Origin of the sequence: Arcicella rosea (assembly GCF_040543805.1) — a bacterium.
Lineage (GTDB): Bacteria > Bacteroidota > Bacteroidia > Cytophagales > Spirosomataceae > Arcicella > Arcicella rosea.
The window spans coordinates 103,041-126,178 of sequence record NZ_JBEUMS010000012.1 but is presented as its reverse complement, the minus strand read 5'-3'; the positions used below and the strand labels follow the sequence as shown (position 1 = coordinate 126,178).

Annotated in this window: 18 protein-coding genes; 8 read left to right on the top strand and 10 right to left on the bottom strand. The window is 35.1% G+C overall.

Annotation, left to right across the window (positions count from 1 at the left end):
- Window positions 1-21 precede the first annotated feature (21 nt).
- Window positions 22-1,179: a transcription antitermination factor NusB gene (nusB, locus tag ABID42_RS15940; protein ID WP_367284504.1), complete on the bottom strand. Its 1,158-nt coding sequence runs from the start codon at window positions 1,177-1,179 to the stop codon at window positions 22-24.
- Window positions 1,180-1,378: 199 nt separating this feature from the next.
- On the opposite strand from nusB, the gene ABID42_RS15935 reads away from it, so the two are divergent.
- Window positions 1,379-3,163, top strand: coding sequence for an ABC transporter ATP-binding protein (locus ABID42_RS15935; protein ID WP_367284576.1), 1,785 nt, complete (start codon window positions 1,379-1,381; stop codon window positions 3,161-3,163).
- Between the two features lie 120 nt (window positions 3,164-3,283).
- On the top strand, window positions 3,284-4,096 hold the full coding sequence (locus tag ABID42_RS15930) for an ion transporter (RefSeq protein WP_323256147.1): 813 nt from the start codon (window positions 3,284-3,286) through the stop codon (window positions 4,094-4,096).
- Between the two features lie 12 nt (window positions 4,097-4,108).
- Here ABID42_RS15930 and porD read toward each other — a convergent pair whose 3' ends face one another.
- The 4 genes from porD to ABID42_RS15910 form a co-directional block, all read right to left on the bottom strand.
- Entirely contained in the window at window positions 4,109-5,053 is a 945-nt protein-coding gene (gene porD / locus ABID42_RS15925) for a type IX secretion system protein PorD (protein WP_367284503.1), read from the bottom strand.
- Window positions 5,043-6,263, bottom strand: coding sequence for a bifunctional phosphopantothenoylcysteine decarboxylase/phosphopantothenate--cysteine ligase CoaBC (coaBC, locus tag ABID42_RS15920; RefSeq protein WP_367284502.1), 1,221 nt, complete (start codon window positions 6,261-6,263; stop codon window positions 5,043-5,045). The genes porD and coaBC overlap by 11 nt, the downstream gene beginning before the upstream one ends.
- Before the next feature lie 120 nt (window positions 6,264-6,383).
- The gene (locus ABID42_RS15915) at window positions 6,384-6,704 is read right to left on the bottom strand and encodes a DNA-directed RNA polymerase subunit omega (RefSeq protein WP_367284501.1); all 321 of its coding nucleotides are present in this window, start codon (window positions 6,702-6,704) and stop codon (window positions 6,384-6,386) included.
- Between the two features lie 51 nt (window positions 6,705-6,755).
- Window positions 6,756-7,646, bottom strand: a complete 891-nt coding sequence (locus tag ABID42_RS15910) for an outer membrane protein assembly factor BamD (RefSeq protein WP_367284500.1) — start codon at window positions 7,644-7,646, stop codon at window positions 6,756-6,758.
- A 433-nt stretch (window positions 7,647-8,079) separates the two neighbouring features.
- Here ABID42_RS15910 and ABID42_RS15905 point away from each other — a divergent pair, with 433 nt between their 5' ends.
- Window positions 8,080-11,139 (top strand): PVC-type heme-binding CxxCH protein, encoded by a 3,060-nt coding sequence (locus ABID42_RS15905; protein WP_367284499.1) that lies wholly within the window; start codon window positions 8,080-8,082, stop codon window positions 11,137-11,139.
- 192 nt (window positions 11,140-11,331) lie between these two features.
- Here the strand turns inward: ABID42_RS15905 and ABID42_RS15900 are convergent, their stop codons facing one another.
- Window positions 11,332-14,109, bottom strand: a complete 2,778-nt coding sequence (locus ABID42_RS15900; RefSeq protein WP_367284498.1) for a T9SS type B sorting domain-containing protein — start codon at window positions 14,107-14,109, stop codon at window positions 11,332-11,334.
- 468 nt (window positions 14,110-14,577) lie between these two features.
- Here ABID42_RS15900 and ABID42_RS15895 point away from each other — a divergent pair, with 468 nt between their 5' ends.
- The 4 genes from ABID42_RS15895 (at window position 14,578) to ABID42_RS15880 (ending at window position 18,643) form a co-directional block, all read left to right on the top strand.
- Window positions 14,578-15,249 (top strand): succinate dehydrogenase cytochrome b subunit, encoded by a 672-nt coding sequence (locus ABID42_RS15895; protein WP_367284497.1) that lies wholly within the window; start codon window positions 14,578-14,580, stop codon window positions 15,247-15,249.
- A gap of 102 nt (window positions 15,250-15,351) precedes the next feature.
- Window positions 15,352-17,334, top strand: coding sequence for a fumarate reductase/succinate dehydrogenase flavoprotein subunit (locus tag ABID42_RS15890; protein WP_323256164.1), 1,983 nt, complete (start codon window positions 15,352-15,354; stop codon window positions 17,332-17,334).
- A 119-nt stretch (window positions 17,335-17,453) separates the two neighbouring features.
- Window positions 17,454-17,810: a four helix bundle protein gene (locus ABID42_RS15885; RefSeq protein ID WP_323256166.1), complete on the top strand. Its 357-nt coding sequence runs from the start codon at window positions 17,454-17,456 to the stop codon at window positions 17,808-17,810.
- A gap of 86 nt (window positions 17,811-17,896) precedes the next feature.
- Window positions 17,897-18,643 carry a succinate dehydrogenase/fumarate reductase iron-sulfur subunit gene (locus ABID42_RS15880; RefSeq protein WP_323256764.1) on the top strand — a complete coding sequence of 249 codons (747 nt, stop codon included), beginning with the start codon at window positions 17,897-17,899 and terminating at the stop codon, window positions 18,641-18,643.
- Between the two features lie 93 nt (window positions 18,644-18,736).
- Here ABID42_RS15880 and ABID42_RS15875 read toward each other — a convergent pair whose 3' ends face one another.
- Together ABID42_RS15875 and ABID42_RS15870 are read right to left on the bottom strand one after the other, a co-directional pair.
- Window positions 18,737-19,690: a polysaccharide deacetylase family protein gene (locus ABID42_RS15875; protein WP_367284496.1), complete on the bottom strand. Its 954-nt coding sequence runs from the start codon at window positions 19,688-19,690 to the stop codon at window positions 18,737-18,739.
- 6 nt (window positions 19,691-19,696) lie between these two features.
- Window positions 19,697-20,095 (bottom strand): DoxX family membrane protein, encoded by a 399-nt coding sequence (locus ABID42_RS15870; RefSeq protein ID WP_367284495.1) that lies wholly within the window; start codon window positions 20,093-20,095, stop codon window positions 19,697-19,699.
- Window positions 20,096-20,111: 16 nt separating this feature from the next.
- On the opposite strand from ABID42_RS15870, the gene ABID42_RS15865 reads away from it, so the two are divergent.
- A complete protein-coding gene (locus ABID42_RS15865; protein ID WP_367284494.1) occupies window positions 20,112-21,023 on the top strand; it encodes a helix-turn-helix domain-containing protein in 912 nt (303 codons plus the stop codon).
- Here ABID42_RS15865 and ABID42_RS15860 read toward each other — a convergent pair.
- Both ABID42_RS15860 and ABID42_RS15855 read right to left on the bottom strand, forming a co-directional pair.
- Window positions 21,020-21,940, bottom strand: a complete 921-nt coding sequence (locus ABID42_RS15860; protein ID WP_367284493.1) for a helix-turn-helix domain-containing protein — start codon at window positions 21,938-21,940, stop codon at window positions 21,020-21,022. The genes ABID42_RS15865 and ABID42_RS15860 overlap by 4 nt on opposite strands.
- A gap of 74 nt (window positions 21,941-22,014) precedes the next feature.
- Window positions 22,015-23,022 (bottom strand): aldo/keto reductase, encoded by a 1,008-nt coding sequence (locus tag ABID42_RS15855; RefSeq protein ID WP_367284492.1) that lies wholly within the window; start codon window positions 23,020-23,022, stop codon window positions 22,015-22,017.
- Between the last annotated feature and the right edge of the window lie 116 nt (window positions 23,023-23,138).

The window sequence follows — 23,138 nt, the reverse complement described above, 5'->3', positions numbered from 1 at the left end:
AGGCATGGCTCAAATAAATGCTTATTTATTATCAATTAAGCCTCGTCCAGATTTTCTAATGATTCCTTCTTTCTGTAATTTCTGAGAAAGTACATCCAACAAACCGTTAATAAATTGACCCGACTTTGGTGTTGAATAGTTTTTAGCCAATTCGATATATTCGTTGATTGATACTTTTACAGGAATACTGGTAAAATGAATCATTTCTGCCAAACCTAATTTAAGAATCAACATATCTGTCATTGCCAGACGGTCGCCTTCCCAGTTTTTAGTTTGGTCGGTGATGAGTTTTTCATAAGACTCATCGTTATCCAAAACATTATTAAAAAGATCTACAAAAAAGTGTTTATCATCGTCCCAATTTAAGGCCAAAGGTTGTAAAACCAACTCTTCAACTTTTTCAATCTTGAAAGTCTTTACACAAAGGCTTTTGAGTACATCTTTATTTTCGTTCCAATTTAGGTCTTTTTCCTCGAAATAATCAGCAATAATGTGATGTTTCAGTACAAATGTTTTTACAAGATACTGAACCAACGCCAAATCTTCCTCAAAAGTATGTTTGGTTGTACGAAGGTACGACTGGAAAGTTGTATCAGGCAAGATTGCTTCTAAGAAAAGTTTACGCAACATGTTTTGGTCATCTTCTGTCCATTTTGCATTACTTCTGATAATTCCAGTTGTAAACATCGGTAAATTCTTCAAGGCAATCAATACTTGGTTTCTAGCCAATCTTGAAGTACGATGATCGGTTTCTACCAAACGGCGTTGTTCATCCCAAACAGCAATTTCAGTAATTTCCAACAGCAATTGAAGCATTTTTAGATAAGCATCATAAACGCTTTCTACCTCGGCTACCATATTATCAGTAATTGTAGCCTTATCTTTTTTCACATAACTTTTGTATGACTCAAGTGCGTATCTAGCTGCATTTTTAGCTTCCGCTGGAATATCATCATTGGTAGATTTCAAGTTGAATAATTCCTCAAAACGTTGTTCAGCCAACTTACGCAAAGCATCAAGCTTTAACATTTGTTGCTCTTTAGGAATCATTAAGTCAAGATTTGGGAGAAAAGAATCAGCAATTTGGTCGAATGCTAACTGATAATCAGCACGTTCCGCTTGGCGGAAGGCATAAAGGCTTTGAAATGCCTTTGTTCGGAGAAGTCGTCTGTTTACCATTGGGTAATTTAGAAAGAACGTTTTGGTAGTGAAGCTCCAACAAAGTAAATTACTTTGCTGAAAGAGGGTGCAAAATTAGTATTTTTTAAAGAAAAAAGCACGATTCAAGCACAAAATTTTCAATTTTAATCATAATTTTACTAAATATAAATGTGTGTAATGGATGAAACCTTTACTTTCTTCCATTGGTTATCGAAATATGAAATCCCTAAAGCATCTTAATCAATACTTTCTAAAATATAAATGGTACCTTATTTTAGGTACACTTTTCACTTTCATTTCCAATCTTTTTGGCGTAGTTCCCGCTCAGATTGTGCGTTATGCGCTTGATTTGGTGAAAGAAACTATCGACTTATATTTTCTTTACGATGGTTTTGTTTCACAAAAAATGGTTTATGAATTCTTCGCATTTTCAATTCTGCTATATGGTTCGTTGATTTTGGTATTGGCATTATTGAAAGGATTTTTCCTTTTTCTAGTTCGCCAAACACTTATCGTAATGTCCAGACATATTGAGTTTGATTTGAAAAACGAAATTTATCAACATTATCAAACACTTCCTTTGAGTTTTTACCGTAAAAACAACACTGGCGATTTGATGGCAAGAATCTCTGAAGATGTAAATAAAGTAAGAATGTACGTTGGTCCAAGCTTGATGTATGGGCTTAACTTAATTTCTGTTTTCATTCTTGTGGTTTGGTATATGCTTTCGGTCAATCAAAAACTTACTTGGTATGTATTATTACCAGTTCCATTTTTGTCGGGAAGTATCTATTTTGTCAACACAATTATTATGCGAAAATCTGAACAGATTCAAGCAAATTTATCTAAAATTTCTACTTTTACTCAAGAAGCATTTTCTGGTATTAGAGTACTCAAAGCCTTTGTTCAAGAAGAACCTTCAACAATTGCATTTACCAAGCAAGCCAATGTTTACCGTGAAAAATCTTTAGATTTAGTAAAAGTAGATTCGCTGTTTACTCCTTTAGTTTCTGTTTTGGCAGGTTTAAGTTCTGTAATTGTAGTGTATGTTGGTGGTATGGAAGTAATGGCTGGACGACTTACCGCTGGAAGTATCACAGAATTTATTTTGTATGTTTACATGCTTACTTGGCCAATGATTGCTTTGGGTTGGACAACCTCACAAATTCAAAGAGCAGCGGCTTCACAGCAAAGAATTAACGAGTTTTTGGAGATAAAAACCGATATTACTTCTCAAGAAAATATCAATCATGAGGTTGAAGGAACTATTGAAGTAAAAAATGTCACTTTCACTTATCCAGATTCTGGCATTGTAGCTTTAAAAAATTTCTCGATGTCAATCAACGCTGGTGAATCTATTGCGATTCTTGGTACAACTGGTTCTGGAAAAAGTACAGTTGCTAATTTACTTTGCAGAATGTACGATGCCAACGAAGGAGAAATCAAAATAGATGGTTTGCCCATCAAAAGCTTGAACGTAAATAAATATCGTTCACAGATTGGTTATGTGCCTCAAGATGTATTCTTATTTTCTGATTCTATTCGTAATAATGTGCGTTTTGGAAGTAATGAAATGAGTGAAGAGGAAATCATTAAAGCGGCAAAAGACGCAGATTTATACAATAATGTAATTGATTTTCCAGAAGGTTTTGATACTGTTTTAGGTGAAAGAGGTGTAACGCTTTCTGGTGGACAAAAACAGCGTTTATCTATTGCCCGTGCTATTGCTCGTGAACCTAAAATCTTGATTTTAGACGATTGCCTTTCGGCTGTAGATACCAAAACTGAAAACCAGATTTTGAATAATCTACAAGAAATCATGAAAGGAAGAACTTCTGTAATCATCTCACACAGAGTATCTTCTGCAAAGTTAGCCGACAAAATTATCATGCTTGATGATGGAAATATCATTGAACAAGGCTCTCATGAAGAACTGATGAATGCCAATAATGCTTACAAAGAACTTTACGAAAAGCAATTACAAGTAGAAGAAGTAAGTTAGTAATTAGTAATTGGCATTTCAAATTATTACTTATCAGTTGTTTACGATAAATGATAACGTTGCTTAAATTGTATTGATTACTTATAACCCTAATGATGTCATAAAAAATCCTTTTCCCTAATGGATAGCAATTGGTCAAGAAGAGAAATCTATAAAATACTTGAGGTGACTCGGGGCAAAAAAAGTATTGCCTCTATTATATTCAATGCTATTTTATTAACAACGATTTCTCTGAATACTTTTGCCATTATTTTACATTCTGTAAAAAGTTTAAGACATGATTTTGATGTTTTCTTCAGTGATTTCGAATACTTCTCAGTTGTTTTCTTTACGATTGAATACTTCGTTCGGCTTTGGGTCTGTGTAGAAAACGAGAAATATCAACATCCTGTTTGGGGAAGACTACGTTATATTTTTTCGGCTGGTGCTTTAGTTGACTTACTGGCAATTATGCCTTTCTATCTTTCTAATTTCACTTCTGATACTGGTTTAATTAGAATTCTACGACTTTTCAGAATTTTCAGGCTATTCAAATTTTCAAGATATGTACATGCTTTAAAAGTAATAGAAAGTGTATTCAGAGAGAAAAGAGAAGAACTTATTTTAAGTTTTGTCTTCTTTTTATTCACACTTTTAATATCTTCTTCTACCATGTATTATATTGAAAATTCGGCTCAACCTAAAGTATTTTCTAGCATTCCAGCTACACTTTGGTGGGGTGTTACTACAATTACTTCTGTAGGTTATGGCGATACTTACCCAATTACTCCACTCGGAAAATTATTAGGAGGTTTTGTGGCTGTAGCTGGAGTAGCGATGTTTGCTTTGCCAACGGGTATTTTTGTTTCAGGTTTTAATGAACACATCAAAATCTATAAAAACGAAGATAAAAACATGAAATTTTGCCCGCATTGTGGCGAAAAACTGCACTAATTTTCTCCTCTTTTATTTACTTAATTTTCGATATGCCTCAGAATTGGTTGGATCTAATGAAGTGAGTAATGGTACGATTTTCTTTCTTTCGTCCAATGGCGCATCACTAAAAATATTTAACAATTCTGTTGATTTTGCTTCAAAGAAAAGGCGGTACCAAATTTGTCCGGGACGATTCTGACTTACTTGTTTAATCGTATTTAAGTATTCAATTATTTGTTTTCTGCTGTTAGCTGGGTCGTTGGCATAATTATCCATTGCCAAGCGATGATAGGTATAAAAACCTTCACGAAGACTTTGTAATTGCTGATTTAACAAGTTTTCTGCTACCCAATATCGATTACGAATATCATTGGAAGAAGACCAACCTCCTCCAGCATTTTGTGCTAAGTTTACAACGTTCAAGGCTTTTTGAGCATGATTTAATCCGCCCATTTTTTCAAAAGAGTCATAATCAAATGCTAAAGCGATGTAAGCGTAGAAAGCTAACATTTGGGTGAGGTTATCATTGTAATTGTTGTCGTTATAAGTAAGCGGCGTACCTGCAATGTACTTAAAGACGAAATTTCTATCAATATAATTTAAAAGTACAGTTTCATAAGCTGTTCCATAAACAGGACGAGTAACCTGAAAACGGGCATTGGCTTCATACTCTCCAGTGGCTGTTGCTTTGGTAATTATTACGGCTAAAGAGCAATTTATTTTTTCTTCTGGAGCAAAATTATCGTTCGTCCAACGGCGATTGTTCAAAAATTCCTGCATCACATTTTGCAATTCAGTATAAATCTGAGTAGCTCCACGTTGTTCATTTACTTGAATTTGGTCTGTAGAAATACTTACTCTGCAATTGATTTCTTGCGCATTAGCATTTTTACTAACAAGCAAAGTACTCATCACAGCCAAAAGTATGAAAAGAGTATATTTCAGAAAAGGTCTATTTCTATTGTTATTTTTCATCAATGTTATTTTTCGAAATGGCTTCAATAATGGCATTAACTATATCTTGAGCAACGTCTTGTTTTGATTTCAAATCAAATGCTATGATTGTATCATCTTTTCTGATAATACTTATCTTATTCGTATCATGTCCAAAACCTGCTCCTGAATCTTGTAAAGAATTCAGCACAATCATGTCTAGATTTTTAGATTGGATTTTAGCTTTTGCATTGGCTACTTCATTATCGGTTTCCAAAGCAAAACCAACCATTAATTGATTTTCTCGCTTTTGTTGACCTAATGTTTTAGCAATATCAGTCGTTTTAATGAGTTCTATACTAAACGTATCTTCTTTCTTTTTTATTTTCTTTTCAGCTACCACCGCAGGTGTATAGTCTGCCACAGCAGCCGCTAAAATGATAATGTCTGATTCCTGAAAATTAGCCTCAGAAGCTTGGTACATTTCTTCGGCTGAATGTACTTTTACTATTTTGATACTTGAGTCTGGTTTTTTCAAGGCTACTTGTCCACTAACCAACGTTACTTTGGCGCCAGCTTTTGCTAATTTATCAGCAATGGCATAACCCATTTTTCCTGTAGAATGATTACTGATAAAACGTACTGGATCAATCGCTTCCTGAGTCGGTCCAGCGGTAATTAATACTTTTTTATCTTTTAAAACTGGATTTGCAGAGAAGTATTTTTCTAAAATTGCTAGAATTTCTTCTGGTTCAGCCATTCTTCCCTCTCCTACTAAACCGCTTGCAAGCTCACCATAACCAGATTTAATGATGTGATTTCCATAAGATTTCAGTTTGTCAAGATTAGAAACTGTACTTGGATGGAGGTACATATCCAAATCCATTGCTGGGGCAAACATTACTTCACATTTGGCAGAAAGATATACCGCTGTGAGTAAATCATCACAAATGCCATTCGCACATTTTGCCAAAGTATGTGCTGTAGCAGGTGCTATGAGTATAATATCAGCCCAAAGTCCTAAATCTACATGATTATTCCATTGTCCAGTTTCATCTTTTACAAAAGCTGAGAGTACTGAATTTTTTGAAAGTGTTGATAAAGTAAGAGGCGTAATAAATTCTTTGGCGGCTTCGGTCATTACAATTTTTACTTCTGCCCCCTCTTTCACCAGAAGTCTAGTGAGGATAGCAATTTTGTAAGCAGCAATACTGCCTGAAACACCTAATATTATTTTCTTACTTTTAAGCATAATTTGTTTTTTAGCCTCTTTTATCGTTCAACATTGGTTTTGTGGCACAAACTTAATCAAAATCAAAAAGGTCAAATGTAAAACATCTGACCTTTTTGATTAAATAATTAAAGAAAATATCTATTCTTCTGAACCTTCATTTTTTGGCAAAGCAAAAGTGAATTTATCTTCCATGAATTCGTCAATTGCTAAAGACGTTGGTTTTGGCAAACGCTCATAGAATTTAGAGATTTCAATTTGCTCACGGTTTTCAAAAATTTCTTCTAAGTTATCTACTGAAGAAGCAAATTCTGACAATTTATTATTCAATTCCTCTTTAGACTTCAAGGCGATTTGTCTTGCACGTTTCGAGATGATTGCTACGGCTTCATACGTATTTCCTCCTGCTTTGATAGCGAGTTTATCTACGTCTCTGGTAATGATTGATGGATTCGTTGCCATATCTTTGGTTGTTCTACTGTTTCTTGTTAAATGTTTTCAATAAAATACTGATTACTTCTGTTTGTCGCCCGCACCCACTTTTGAAGTATTAGATTTCTCTTTAGCGGCTTTGTATTCGGCTTCAAGTTTTGCAATTCTGTCGCTTTCTTTAAAACTGATGTCGTATAATTTTTCAGCTTTTTCCAAGAAATCACTTTTGGGATATTTATCCACTAAATCTTGGTAAAACTTAATGGCATCATCAAAACGCTCTTTTTGTTTACTTTCAATAGTACTTTGAGCCAAATCATATTGTGATTGAACTTTCAAAAATGCCAATTCTTCATTATAATCTGAATCTGGATAATCCTTTTGAAAGTTGTTAATTTCAATAACTGCTGATTTCAAAGAAGCAATATTAAATTCACTTGTTTTATAATAAAGCTTTACTTTTTCATAAGCTTTTTGCTCTAATTTCTTTCTTAATTCCTTAATCAAGTCAGAAGTTTCGTCTCTAAACTTACTATCTGGGTAATTATTAATAAAGTTTTGTAGCTCGTTAATGGCTGTTATTGTTCCACTTTGGTCAAGATTGAACTGCGGAGAGTTTTTATACAAAGCATAAGCCGACATATAAACGGCTTCTTCATAATGCTCACTTCTGGCGAAAGTTTCAGCAAAACGTTTGAAATGGAAATTAGCCATTTCGTAATTGCCAGTGTGATAATCGCAATATGCTTGATAAAAAGTAGCGATTTCCTGTTGATCTGTTCCGGTCAAAATTGGTAACAATTCCTCAAAGAGTATGCTTGCTTTGTCGTAATGACCTTTCTTGAAGAAACGAATCGCAGCGTCGTACTTTTTCTTTTCATCAGTCATTTTTCTGATTTTTTCGAAATTGCTACACGCACTGAGGGTCAAAGCAAACAGTATGAATAATAAAAATTTGTGAGTTCTCTGCATAAGTTCGCAAAGTTAAGTAATTTTTGGGAGTTTGAAAATCAATACTTGTATTTGTTAATCATATAATTAAGCAAAGTCAAATTTCGTCATTAAAACTGCTTAAAACATGCTATCAAGATAAGATTTAACGAATTTTAACAATTGATATTTTTCACTTTGGGGAAGATGTCATTACTTTAATGAATTTCGCCCACAAATTCGCTTCAAATAACGTCCTTTTAAAAAAATATTTCAAGAAAAAACCCTCAAATAGAACAGATTAGACCTCTTTTGAAATTTATTAGTTTTTAAGGCTATTCATTCCGTATAAGCGAGTGCAATTTCGTATTATTTTTTTTATACTTTTGAAATTATTATATCATTACAAATGCTAATATTATGCTTTATAATGAAGCATTTGGGCAATTTTCCTTTTCATAAACCATATTTTTCCATGTCAAATAAACTATCTAAAAAACTCCGTTTAGGAATTCCAGCAATCCTCATCGGTGGAGCTTTATTTACAACTGCTTATCAAAATTCCCCTTCCAGCCGTTTTATTAATCATTATGTTGATTCTGTATTATCAGAAAACCAAAAAAGATTACCTGATAATTCATTAGAAGGAGTAAAAATGGTAGATGGCTTAGAAGTAAAAACCTTTGCTACTGAGCCAATGTTAATTAACCCGACTGATATTGATGTAGATGCTCGTGGACGAGTTTGGGTATTAGAAGCCTACAATTATCGCCCAAATATCACTTTAAATCCGACAAGAAAAGAAGGTGATAGAATTGTTATTTTAGAAGATAAAGACGGAGATGGCAAAGCAGATGAGAGTAAAGTTTTCTATCAAGATGCCTCTTTAAATGCACCTTTGGGTATTGCTGTTTTAGGAAATGTTGTATTGGTTTCGCAAAGTCCTTATGTTTGGAAATTGACGGATACCGATGGCGACGATAAAGCTGATAAAAAAGAAATACTCTTCCAAGGCATTGGTGGTGAACAGCATGACCACGGAATGCACACTTTTGTATTCGGACCAGATGGTAAACTTTACTTCAATTTCGGGAATGAGGGTCGTCAGTTAAAAGATGCCGCTGGCAATGTGGTAAAAGACCAATTTGGCAAAGAAATTTCACCGAAAAACTACCAAGAAGGAATGGTATTCCGCTGTAATTTGGATGGTTCAGAAGTAGAATGCTTAGGACAAAACTTTAGAAATAATTATGAAGTAGCGGTTGATTCTTATGGCACGATGTGGCAATCTGACAATGATGATGATGGCAATAAAGGTGTGAGAATCAATTATGTAATGGATTATGGCGATTATGGCTACAAAGATGCCATGACTCATGCTTCTTGGCCAAGTAATCGTACCAATATTGAAGAAGAAATTCCAAGACGTCACTGGCATTTGAATGATCCGGGAACTGTGCCAAACCTTTTACAAACAGGTTCTGGCTCACCAACGGGGATGATTATCTATGAAGGGAATTTGTTACCAAGTGCATTTCAAGGACAAATGATTCACTGCGAACCGGGGCATAATGTGGTACGTTCTTATCCCGTTCAAAAGTCTGGTGCTGGTTATACTGCCGAAATTGTGAACATCATGAAGCAGGAAAAAGACCAATGGTTCCGCCCTGCTGATGTTTGTGTTGCGCCAGATGGTTCGTTAATCGTTGCCGACTGGTACGACCCAGGCGTTGGTGGGCACCAAGCTGGTGACCAAACTCGTGGTAGAATCTACAGAATTGCTCCTAAAAATACGCCTTATTACGCTCCTGTTCTTGATTTCACAAAAGTACAAGGAGCGGTTTTTGCCTTACAAAGTCCAAATATTGCTAGTCGTTATTTAGCTTGGGAAGCTCTTACCAAATTTGGGAAAAGTGCTGAACCTGAATTATTAAAACTTTGGAATTCAGGAAATCAACGCATGAAAGCACGTGCTTTTTGGGCTTTGTGTAAACTTGTTGATGGCAAAAAATATGTAGAAATTGCTCTTGCTGATGCTAATCCAGATATAAAAATTGCAGGTTTAAGAGCCGCTCGTCAGTTGAAATTAAATGTTTTAGATTACGTAAAACAATTAGCACAAAGCAACGACCCACAAATTTTAAGAGAATGTGCCATTGCTTTACACGGAAATACTTCTACGGAAGTTGCCAGTATTTGGGCTGACTTAGCCACAAAATATGATGGAAAAGACCGTTGGTATCTTGAAGCATTAGGTATTGGAGCTTCTGATAATTGGGATGCTTGCTTCTCGGCATATCTTAAAAAAGTATCAGACCCAACCTCAACTCCTGCCAGTAGAGACATCGTTTGGCGTGCAAGAACGAATGAAAGTGTAAGATTTCTTGCAAGTTTGGCTACAGATTCTCATATCAGTTTAAAAGAGCGTTTACGTTATTTCAGAGCATTTGATTTTATTAAAGGCAAAGAAAAATCTGAAACCTTATTATCATTATTGAAAGGGAATTCTCCTGAGCAAAATGAGATTAACAAACTTGCTTTAAATCATTTGGATGTAGATTTTGTAAAAACTTCTCCATTAGCAAAACAATCATTAAGTACATTATTGGCTAGTTTGAACGGAAAAGAGTATTTAGAATTACAAACCAAATACTTGTTGCCAGAAGAAAATCCACGCTTAATGAGCATGGTAAGCAAAGGAGAAATGCCACGCCAAGCTGCTGAAGCTTTGATTAAATCACCAGAAGGTTTGATTGTTGTAAAACAAATCATCAACGACCCTAAAAAAGAAACCTTAGCTATTCAGTTGTTAAATGGTATTAAATCAAACGGTGGTCAGGCTTCGATAGATATTATCAAAACGGTGATGTCAGACAAAGCTCGTTCAGCAACCATTCGTCGTGAGGCTACTCGTGTAATGGGCGATAGCGACAATGGGCAGAATTTGATTTTAGCTTATTTGAAAGAAAATAAAATTCAGAAAGATTTTATTCCATTTGCTGTAGAAGGAGTAAGTAAAGCATGGCGTAGAAATGTCCGTATTGAAGCTTCTAAGTATTTAGGAAATTCAAGCAGTACGAATAAAAAACTTCCTCCAGTAGCTGAATTAGTTACTTTGAAAGGTGATGTTAAAAAAGGAGCGGCTGTTTTTGCGGCGAATTGTTCAGTATGTCATCAAGTAAATGGTGAAGGCATGGATTTTGGTCCAAAGCTTTCTGAAATTGGTTCTAAATTGGGTAAAGATGGTCAGTACTTAGCCATTATGTTTCCAGATGCAGGTATTGGTTTTGGTTATGAAGGCTGGGATTTAAAAATGAAAGATGGTTCTACGATGAGTGGAATCATTGCTTCAAAAACCGAAACTGACATTAGTTTAAAAATGCCCGGCGGAATTGTTCAAAACATCAAAACAAGCGCTGTAAAGTCCATGAAAATGATGAATAATTCAATGATGCCAACAGGATTAATGGATGGAATGAGTAAAGAAGAAGCTGTTGATTTAGTAGAATTCTTGACTAGTTTGAAGAGAAAGTAAACGAGCTTTGAGTCTTTAAATTAAGATAAATACGGTTTGAGACAAAAGATGTCTCAAACCGTATTTATTTTTATATAGTTTCTCTGATTATTATGTTGGAAATATAAAGTCTTGTTTCCTTCACTTTATAAACACAAAAAAGGCTTGAAGCAATTACGTTTCAAGCCTTTTTGTGTTAATATTTTGAAAACCTTATCTCAATAATTCTATCCAGCCTTTTAATTTAACAGTTGGATAGCTAGGATCTAACATCAAGTATTTCACTTCAGCATTATAGAAATAAGTACCTACTGGCAACTCTTTTCCATTTGTATCTGTACCATTCCAAGATAATTTTGGTCCAGTATAATCATATACTTTTTGTCCTGCACGATTATAGACGCTAAACGTTAAATTCTGTACAAATCTTGGACATCTTATTGCTTGGAAAATATCATTCTTGCCATCACCATTTGGAGTAAATACATTTGGTAATTCAAAACTTGGACAGTTATCCTTACAAACAGTATTACTTGGCGCACTTTCTATTCCGTATTTATCTGTAGCTGTTACATAATAACAACCTAAATATGAATCATTTTTAACATGCGTGAAAGTCTGCAAAGGTGGCGTCGGGCTCGTTACTTCTCCTACTTTCGTAAAGGTAGCATCCGAACGTTCGGCATAGTAAATGGTATATTTTACAATGTCCTTCGTACAATCACTTCCTGAGGCAGATTTATCAGGATTCGTCCAAGTAAGTTTATTTTCGAAAGATGTTAAATCACAATTTGCATTATCTTTTGTGTACTTATCACAATCAAGCATATCAATTATCAATTGCGGTGGACAAGGAACAATATCACTTAATGGCGTTGCACAAATAATTTGCGAGAAATTATAATACAAATCTGGTTTGATTCTAGCATCACCATAAGTACCAACTGTTTCTACTTTGTAACAGTAAGTAGAATCTTGCGACATTTTAGCTAAAGCTACACCATCAGCAACATAAGTATCAGCACCCGTATCAGTAAAAGCAAACGTACTTGCCGAAGTTACTGGTACATCCGCTATACGATTGAATACGCCTGAACCTGAACGAGTTTCACGATAAACACGATGTACTTGATTTTCATTCTTCCAAGGTACAAGTGCTTGCCAAGATAAACGTACTATTTTCTTATCGGGTGTTGCTGATAAACGAACACTACTTGCTTTATCGGTACTATCTAATAAAGTTAAAGCTGTGTTATTGGTATAATAAAATGCAATGCGATAGCTATAGGCATTTGCCGTAGTATTCAAGCCTTTGTCAACAAAAATAGTATCTGCTTTTCCTGATAAATCTGTATCAATATTTGGCGAAACTTGAGTAAAGTTTGTTCCGTTCAATCCTGTTGCTCTGAACAAACGATATTGATATGGTCCTTTGAACGCATTTTTATCTAGTCCCAAAGGGCGAGTCCATTTCACCGTAATTTCACCATTTATTGCATCCGTTTTATCAACCGAAACGTTTGTCATTACCGACATTTGAATTGGTAAATTAGCACAAGCTTGGTCTGAAACAATACTTTCAGCTTTATTGATACCATTCGTGAAAACGACTACCGTTCTGTAACTGTAATCTGTATTACGTTTCAGGTTTTTATCCACATAACTTGTAGCTGAAACAGGCACTCTTGCTACTTCTACATAACCCAAGCTTGATGGTAAACCAGTGGCACATTTATCAGGAGTATAGGCTGTACAACCTTCTTTACGATAAATCACAATTTCAGAACCAGCATTCTGACAAGTATAACTATCCCAAGTTAAAGTTATCGCCTTGTTTCCTGCATCGCCAGTTGCTTTCAGATTTTTAACTCTAGGAGCAACGATTCTAATCTTCCAAATTTTACTATCTACCAAACTCGGAATAAGCGCACTCTTTGGTAAATCTTGTACTTTAAACAAAATATCATAAGGTTCTTCTCGGATATGGTTACAGCCCGTTTGCCAAACAAATCTGCCAGAAGCAGGCGATGCTTGGTTAGCCGTTGAAGTAAATGTTGCATACGGCGCTCCAATAAATGTAGTGCCATCTGGGAGTCTATAAACAGCTCCAGTTGAAAGTATTGTCAAATTATCTACTCTTCCAGAATTAGAAGGTGTATCAGTAGCCGTAATCGTTTGGTTAATCAGTGTTCCAGCTTCCACACAAATATCATCTGGTATTTTGATAACTGGAGGTTTGTTGTCGGCATCTTTTACTTCAATTTGCATATCTCTTTCAGTAATCGAAATCAATACACCATTTCGCCATTCTTCAACATAAAAAGCACAGTTGTATAAACCAATTTCTTGAGGAACATCCCAAATTAAATCACCTGTGAGGGCATTGATAGAAAAATTACTTGGTGTAGTTGCTACCTCATTTGGCTGACGAAAACCCGGAACGGCATCACCTTTTCTATCAGTACAGTTGTCTTGGTCACCTCTTCTACAGAAAGTAAGACGATAGGCTAAACTATCGCCATCTACGTCAATCGCATTGGGATTATGAATAAATTTTTGTCCAACCACAGCTGTTAAATCAACCGCTGGATTTAATAAAATTGGTGTTGAGTTCAGTCCTAAACCCGGATTTACTTTAAAAATTGTTTCTACATAAAAAGCTACAGCATCCGAAGCTCCACCAATATTTCTAACACCTTGATTCCTATTTGAAATTGCTACAGTTACTTTATAATCTGCCGCCCCTGAATAAGTATAAATTGCTTTATAAATACCTTTCCCAATTCCATTACCAATGTCTTCACCGTTTCCTCCGCCGTTGATACGGGGCGCTCTGATACTTCCGATGCCATCGCCAAAGCAAAAAGAGGCATCTCTTTGGTCTTGCCAAGCTCTAAATCCAGTATTTAAATCGCAATAAATAGTTAGGGTAAATTCGTAAGTAAAAGAAGATGATGAAATTCTTTTGACAGAAATTTCCCCTCCTCTCATGTGTGTTGCGAAAGACTCAGTAGTGGAAAAAACCAAAAAGAGGCCTATTACGAAAAGGTATAATTGTTTAAATCTCATAAAAATTTAGAATGTAAAATTCGGATGATTTGCCCACAAGTTATGTATTATTTTTTTTGCTAACTAACGAAACAAAAAATCGAACATTAAGTTAAATCACAAGAGCCAACAGGAAGGCTCTTCAAAATTAATCTTTAACAATAAAAACAAGGTCTAAGTCTTATTTTATTGTAAAAAAACGTAAAAACATTATAAATAATTGCTAAAAAGTGATAGATAATTTGATAGACAATCGTTTGGGTCGTAGTTTTGGGGAGGATATTTAGTTTTAAATTACTGGATATTGATTATTAGTGATATTTCATCTTTGAAAAAGTGAATTCACCCATCATCATTATCTATTAACCTAAAACTATTAACCATTTTACTGATAACTAAAACAATTAAAAGATGTCTTGGGTAACAAAAACACTAACGAGTTCACTGGGTAGAAAACTACTGATGGCCATCACGGGATTATCGTTAATCGGCTTTCTTGTGGTACACTGTGGAATCAATGCTTGTATTTTTCTAAACGACGGTGGTGAAACTTTCAATGAAGCTGCGGAATTTATGGCTCACAACTGGCTAATCAGAGCTGCTGAAGTAATCTTAATGCTAGGCTTTCTTATTCACATTGTGGATGGATTAATGCTTTGGAAGTCAAATTCAGAGAAACGTCCTGTAAAGTACGCTGTTGTAAAAGGAGAAGCCAATTCTACTTGGTATTCACGTTCGATGGGTTTATTAGGATCTTTACTTTTGATTTTCCTAATTATTCACCTTCGTCATTTTTGGGTAGTTAGCCGTTTTACGGATGTAATTACAAGTGGAGAAAAAACTTTATTCGCTGAAATGGTAGAAGTTTTCCAAAATCCAATTGTTGTAGTTGTGTATGTTTTCGGTTGTATTTCTTTAGGATACCATTTATTACATGGTTTTCAGAGTGCTTTCCAAACAATGGGATGGAATCACCCGAAATATACTCCATTCATTAAATCTTTAGGAACTGGGTTTTCGATTATTGTTCCTATTGTTTTCGCAGCAATGCCAATTGCAATGCATTTCGGATGGATTGCATAATGAAGAAACGAATATGATTTTATCAAGTTAAACTTCGTAAATATCATGTCTTTTAATCATTCCATCTTATTATTAACAATTCATAATTCTTAATAAAAAATTATGTCAACTAAATTAGATGCTAAAATACCGGGTGGGTCATTACAAGAGAAATGGACAAAGTTCCGTTCTACTGTACCCTTGGTAAACCCCGCAAACAAGCGAAATATTGAAATCATTGTTGTAGGAACTGGCTTAGCTGGAGCTTCTGCAGCAGCTTCTTTAGCAGAAATGGGATATAAAGTTAAGGCTTTCTGTTTCCAAGATTCTCCTCGTCGTGCGCACTCTATTGCAGCACAAGGTGGTGTTAACGCTGCTAAAAATTACCAAAATGATGGTGACTCTGTTTACCGTCTTTTTTATGATACAATTAAAGGTGGTGACTACCGTGCACGTGAAGCAAACGTTCACCGTTTAGCTGAAGTTTCAGGTAATATCATCGACCAATGTGTGGCTCAAGGGGTTCCTTTCGCTCGTGAGTACGGTGGTTTGTTATCTAACCGTTCTTTCGGTGGTACACAAGTACAACGTACTTTTTATGCAGCAGGACAAACTGGTCAACAATTATTATTAGGTGCTTACTCAGCTTTACAACGCCAAGTAGGTTTAGGTAATGTAGAATTATTTACTCGCCACGAAATGATGGACGTAGTAATGGTTGACGGCAAAGCTCGTGGTATCATCGCTCGTGATTTGATTTCTGGTAAATTAGAACGTCACTTTGGTCACGCTGTATTGTTAGGTACTGGTGGATACGGAAACGTATTTTACTTATCAACCAATGCAATGGGCTCTAACGTAACGGCTGCTTGGAAAGCGCACAAAAAAGGAGCTTTCTTTGGTAACCCTTGCTATACACAAATTCACCCAACTTGTATTCCCGTTTCTGGCGACCACCAATCAAAGCTTACTTTGATGTCGGAATCGTTACGTAACGATGGTCGTATTTGGGTTCCTAAAAAGAAAAATGACACTCGTCCTGCTGCTCAAATTCCTGAAGACGAACGTGATTATTACTTAGAACGTCGTTACCCTGCTTTCGGTAACTTGGTTCCTCGTGATATCGCTTCTCGTGCAGCGAAAGAGCGTTGCGATGAAGGTTATGGAGTAGGTGCTTCTAAAAAAGCTGTTTACCTTGACTTCGCTGCGGCTATCTTACGTTATGGACGTGGTGAAGCTACTAAAAAAGGTATGCACAATGCTACAACTGAAGAGTTGCAAGTAATGGGGAAAGAAGTAGTAAAAGAGAAGTACGGTAACTTGTTTGATATGTACAAACAAATTACTGGTGAAGACCCTTACGAGTTACCAATGCGTATTTATCCTGCTGTTCACTATACAATGGGTGGACTTTGGGTTGATTATAACTTAATGACTACTGTTCCAGGACTTTATGCAATGGGCGAAGCAAACTTCTCTGACCACGGTGCTAACCGTTTAGGAGCTTCTGCTTTGATGCAAGGTTTGGCAGATGGTTATTTTGTAATTCCTTACACAATCGGTGCTTATTTATCTGGTGATATTCGTACTAAAGCGATTCCAACAGATGCTCCTGAATTCGTTGCTGCTGAAAAAGCGGTTCAAGATACTATCAACAAATTGATGTCTATTAAAGGAACAAAATCTGTTGATTATTTCCACAAAAAATTAGGTTTAATTATGTGGGATAAATGTGGAATGGCTCGTAACGAAAAAGGGTTGAAAGAAGCGATTGCTGAAATCCAAGAAATCAAAAAACAATTCTGGTCGGATGTTCGTATTCCGGGCGATGCAGATGAATTTAACCCTGAATTAGAAAAAGCAACTCGTGTAGCTGACTTTATTGAATTAGGAGAATTGATGTGTATTGATGCCTTGAACCGTAATGAATCTTGTGGTGGTCACTTCCGTGAGGAATACCAAACAGAAGAAGGAGAAGCTCTTCGTGATGACGAAAACTACGCTTATGTAGCTGCGTGGGAATACAAAGGCGACTCTCAATTCGAATTACACAAAGAAGAATTGGTTTATGAGAATATTAAGATTGCCCAAAGAAGTTACAAATAATTTGAAAGTTTGATGATTTGAAAATTTGAAAATGAAAGTTTTAGAAGTGTTTAGTTAAGAATTTAAAGGAGAATTTTTTATTTTAGTATAAAAATGCTTTAAATTAAAAACTACACTTTATGCGAAATGACAAAGAGAATCTAATTGTAAGTAAAACACTTTTATTTTCAATTCAAATCATCAAATTCAGTGAGATATTAGAAACCAATAGAAAGTTTGTTATCGCTAAACAGTTGTTAAGAGCAGGAACATCTATTGGAGCAAATGTTTGGGAAGCTCAGAATTCAGAAAGTAAAGCAGACTTTATTCACAAGATAAAAATTGCTGCTAAAGAAGCCGACGAAGTAACATATTGGCTAAAACTTTGTGAGTTATCAGAATCCTACCCGCAACCAGAACAAATTATCATTGAAGAATTAACTCAGATTATTCGGATACTGTCAAGAATAATTAGTAGCTCAAAAATGAATAAATAATAATCTTAAATTAAACAATTATTGTTATTCATTTTCAAATCTTCAAATTTTCAAATCTTCAAATTGATTCAGAAATGGAAGGAAATATGAATTTGTCGCTAAAGGTTTGGCGTCAGAAAAATGCAAATAGCGAAGGCAATTTTCAGCAATACGATGTAAAAGGTATTTCTGAAGATATGTCATTCTTAGAGATGTTCGATGTATTGAACGAACGTCTTATCAATGAAGGCGAAACTCCAGTAGCTTTCGACCACGATTGCCGTGAAGGTATTTGTGGAATGTGTTCAATGTACATCAATGGTCAACCACACGGACCAAACAAAGGTGTTACTACTTGTCAGCTTCACATGAGAAGCTTCAAGGATGGTGATACAATCACAGTAGAACCTTGGAGAGCAAAAGCATTCCCAATCGTAAAAGACTTAGCAGTAAACCGTTCTTCATTCGACCGCATTATTTCTGCGGGTGGATATATTTCGGTAAACACTGGTAATGCACAAGATGCCAACTCATTACCAATTCCAAAACCAGATGCTGATGATGCTTTTGCAGCAGCTGCTTGTATTGGTTGTGGTGCTTGTGTGGCAGCTTGTAAAAATGCTTCTGCAATGTTGTTTACTTCTGCAAAAATATCTCAATTGTCTTTACTTCCGCAAGGACAAGCTGAACGTACAATTCGTGCAGAAAACATGGTTGCTCAGATGGATATCGAAGGTTTCGGTGCTTGTACAAACACAGGTGCTTGCGAAGCTGAATGTCCAAAAGGCATTTCATTAGAAAACATCGCACGCATGAACCGTGAATATTACGGAGCAGTACTTTCTTCGAAATAAGCTTTCGTTTTAAATATTAAAACCCCATTTGCCAGAGTAATCTTGGTAAATGGGGTTTTCGTTTTATAAATAAGTTTACTGACAAAGCTACTTTTACTCTCTAATAATCGTTTTATCACTTAATGCCATTTCAGCAATTTCATCTTTCCGTTTAAAAGAAACTCCTTTATGTTTTTGCATATAGTGAATCAATTGATTAGTGGCATTTACCATTTGAGGAGTCCCTCCGATTCGGTCATGAAAACTAATTGACATTTGTCTTCTTTTGAATTCAGCTTCCTCGTACAATTGGTCAAACTCAAATTTTACTTGGTTCATAAACTGATCTACCGAAAAATTCTTTCCTTCTATCAACAAAATATCATTATTCCGTAAAGTATAAGGTACTACTACAAAATCTTTATGATTTACTTGAATTACAAAAGGTTCATCTCTACTCAAGTCATCAATATGATATTTAAAACCAAGCTCTTGCAGAATATTCAATGTGTTTTCTCCTCTTCTCAACCAATTGGCGTTGTAGCCAACAGGATTAAAACCTGTTACTTTTTTAATAGCATCTACACCATCTTCAATAAACTTCTTTTCTTCTTCATAAGTCATATTATATTGCGATGCCCAATTCATTCCATGAGCTGCTGCTTCATGTCCACGTTCTACAATTTCTTTTGCTAAATTCGGATTATTAACGACAGCAGAACCAACCATGTGCGAACTTACTTTAATGCCTAATTTATCCCAATTATCCAACATCCTAGGGATACCTTCTTTATAACCATATTGATACCAAGTATTGGCGGGTAAATCTCTATACCCTTTTTGTAAATTTTGTGGAAATGGACTTTCAGCATTTTCTGGCTGACCACCTGCTTCAAATTGCATTGAGATTGAAACAACTAATCTTGAACCATCTGCCCATTTGCTTTTCTTCTTGACATCAATCTGACTATTGATTTTTTGGTTAAACGTAAATTCTGTATTGCTTTGTAGAACTCCTGTCAAACCTAACAGGCTTCCTTGTTTGATGAAGTTTCGTCTTTGATTCATTGTTAATTATTTTTTAAAAAGAATGGTGTCTAAAGCATACTCATTATTATTCATTACAAACTGTAATAGAACCGCAAAGAATGCCACATGAATTAACTGACTTGGAACGGCTTCCCAATTCTCTATTAAACAAGTACCTAAAATAAGCATAGTCATTACTACACCTCCCGCTATCAGAGCAGTTTTGGTAAATAAGCCCAAAAGCAATAAAGTACCAATCACAAACTCGGCGACAGGCAAAGCATAGCTAAAAGGTACTATCATAGATTTTGGAAGCATGGCATTTTCAAAGCTTTTTACCATCCATCCACTAAAGCCCGCTAATTTTGGTAAACGCACCAGTCCATGTCCAAACATACTTGCTCCGATGGCAAGCCTCAATAAAAGAAAAGTTATTGTGTTCATTTTTTATGTTGTTTTAATGATACAAAACTCTCAAACTTCTCAAATTTCAAGCAGTACAATCATTGGTTTTGTTTGTACATTTACAGGCATGGAAAGAAAGCATTTATATCATCCTTTTGAAATTGATTTCTTGGAAACACAAGAATATGTGGCTAAAGAACACAAGAATAGCTTTTTTGAAATGGTATTTATCTTAGAAGGCGAAGGCATACAAATGATTAATAACCACAAATTGCCTTACAGCAACAATAAACTATTCCTAATTTTTCCTGAAGATAAACATGGCTTTGAAGTACATAGCCCAACGAAGTTTTTCTTTATTCGTTTTAATGATGGCTATCTGAAAAGCCAGAGTAAAGAGTGGATTCATAAAGTAGAATACATTTTTCATAACCATAATCATTTACCCGGTTGTATTCTGAAAAATGTAATAGACAAGCCTCTGATTCGTGCGTTGGTAGAAGCCTTAATGAATGAACGTACAAACCAATTTCCTCAACAAAACGAAGTGGTAGCTCAACTTATTAACACCATTATAACAATAGCAGCAAGAAATATTACTTTAATGGATAAAGTAATATTGAAAAATACAAGTTCGGAAGGTACAATAGCTTTAGTAAATTATATTCATCAACATATTTATTCTCCCGATGAATTAAGAGCAGAAAAAATGGCAGAACACTTTAATCTTTCGCTTACTTATATCAGCGAATATTTCAAAAAACACGTTGGTATTAATCTTCAACAATACATTACTGATTATAAAATCAAATTAATTGAAACTCGACTTCGCTTTACCGATATGCGAATTAATGAAATAGCTTATGAATTTGGCTTTACTGACGAAAGCCATTTGAACAGGATTTTCAAAAAATATAAAAGTAAAAGTCCGACAGAATATCGGAAAGTTAGTCAATCAAACCTTTAATTAAAAGAATGCCTAAATTCAAGCGGAGAAACGTTGGTTTTGTTCTTGAATAATTTACTAAATGATTGTGGATGTTCAAAGCCTAATTGATATGCTATTTCGCTAACAGATAATGAGGTTGTTGTCAATATCTCTTTCGCCTTTTCAATCAGTTTTGTATGGATATGATGTTGTGTACTTTGTCCTGTTAAACTCCTAAGCATATCACTTAAATAGTTGGGAGAAACATTTAATTGAGCTGAAAGGTATTGAACCGTTGGTAAGCCTAATTGTTGATTTTTACCCGTATCAAAATAACTTACTAGCAACTCATCTAGTTTTATTAGAAGTTCGTCATTGGCTGTTTTACGAGTAATGAACTGTCTGTTATAATATCGATTACAGTAATTCAGTAATAGTTCAATATGAGAAACAATAACATCCTGACTAAACTTATCAATCACTGACCCGTATTCCTGTTCGATATTTTTAATGATAGTATCTAGCATAGCCTCCTCTTTTTCAGAGAGATGAAGTGCCTCGTTGACAGCATAAGAAAAAAATCCATACTCTTTAATCGTCTTTTGTAAGGAATAATTACGGATAAAATCAGGATGGACAACCAACCACCAACCTTTTAAAGCAATATCCTCAGTTACAACTGTTGAAATTACTTGTCCTGGAGAGAAAAACGTCATTAGCCCTTCGTCAAAATCATAATAGTTTTGTCCATACTTTAGTTTACCTGTAAAATCCTTTTTGATACAAATAGAGTAAAAGTTATAGATAATACTCTTCATATTATCATCAAAACGGCAATTAATACTGTTCATACTAATTACACTCACTAATGGATGTTCGGGCTTAGGTAAACCTAATAAGCGGTGCAATTCAGAAATTGAATTGATGATATATGGCTGATTTGCTTCTTTTTTCATTTCCGTAAATACTTCAAAAAAGATAAAAAAGGAAAGCCTTTCAAAGATTAGGCTTCCCTTGAATTCTATAATTATTATCCAACCATCGACATCCCCCAAGCATCATAACGGTCGCCTGTAGATGTTCCTAATGGAACGATACTCTCTAGTCTGTTTAATTCATCTGTGCTTAAATGAATATTGACAGTGTCAATGTTTTGCTCTACATATTTCACTCGTTTCGTTCCGGGAATTGGTAAATATCCTTTAGACAAGACCCAAGTAATCGCTAATTGTGATGGTGTGATACCTTTTTCATCAGCAAGTTTCTTGATTTCACTAACCAATTCTAGATTTTTATAGAAGTACTCATTTTGAAAACGAGGGATAGTTCTTCTAAAATCATCAGCTGGAAAATCATCTTGACTTTTAATATCGCCAGAAAGAAATCCTCTTCCTAAAGGAGAATAGGCTACAAAGCCAATATTTAATTCCTCTAGTGTCTTTAAAATGCCTGTCTCCTCAACAGTTCTTTCAAATAAAGAATACTCTGATTGTATCGCTGTTAATGGATGTACAAGATGTGCTTTCTTGATGGTTTCTGAAGATACTTCCGAAAGTCCGATATAACCTATCTTTCCTTCCTTTACCAAATCAGCCATTGCACCAACGGTATCTTCGATAGGTGTATTAGCATCTAGTCTATGAAGATAATACAAGTCTATATAATCTGTACCAAGATTTTTCAGAGAACGTTCAATAGCTTTTTTTATGTATTCAGGTTTTCCATTAATTTGCCAAGTAAGTTGCTCATTATCATCAATTTCATAGCCAAATTTTGTGGCAATAATGTATTTATCTCTATTACCTTTAATAGCTTTTGCAATCAGCCTTTCGTTTTGCAATGGGCCATATAAATCGGCCGTATCTAGGAAGTTTCCTCCTAATTCTAATGAACGATGAATAGTAGCAATTGATTCAGCCTCATCGGCTTTTCCATAAATATCTGCTCCTGCTATTTGGGTCATTCCCATACAGCCTAAGCCAATTTGGGGTACTACTAATCCTTGGTTTCCTAATGCAATTTTATTTAAACTGTTCATGATTTAATTTTTAAGATGAGTGTTTATTTTTAACATGACAAAGTTCTACAAACGCTCATTTAAAAATGTAGCCAAATCCCTTGAAGTTGTATCCAAAATGAGGCAAAAAGACTATA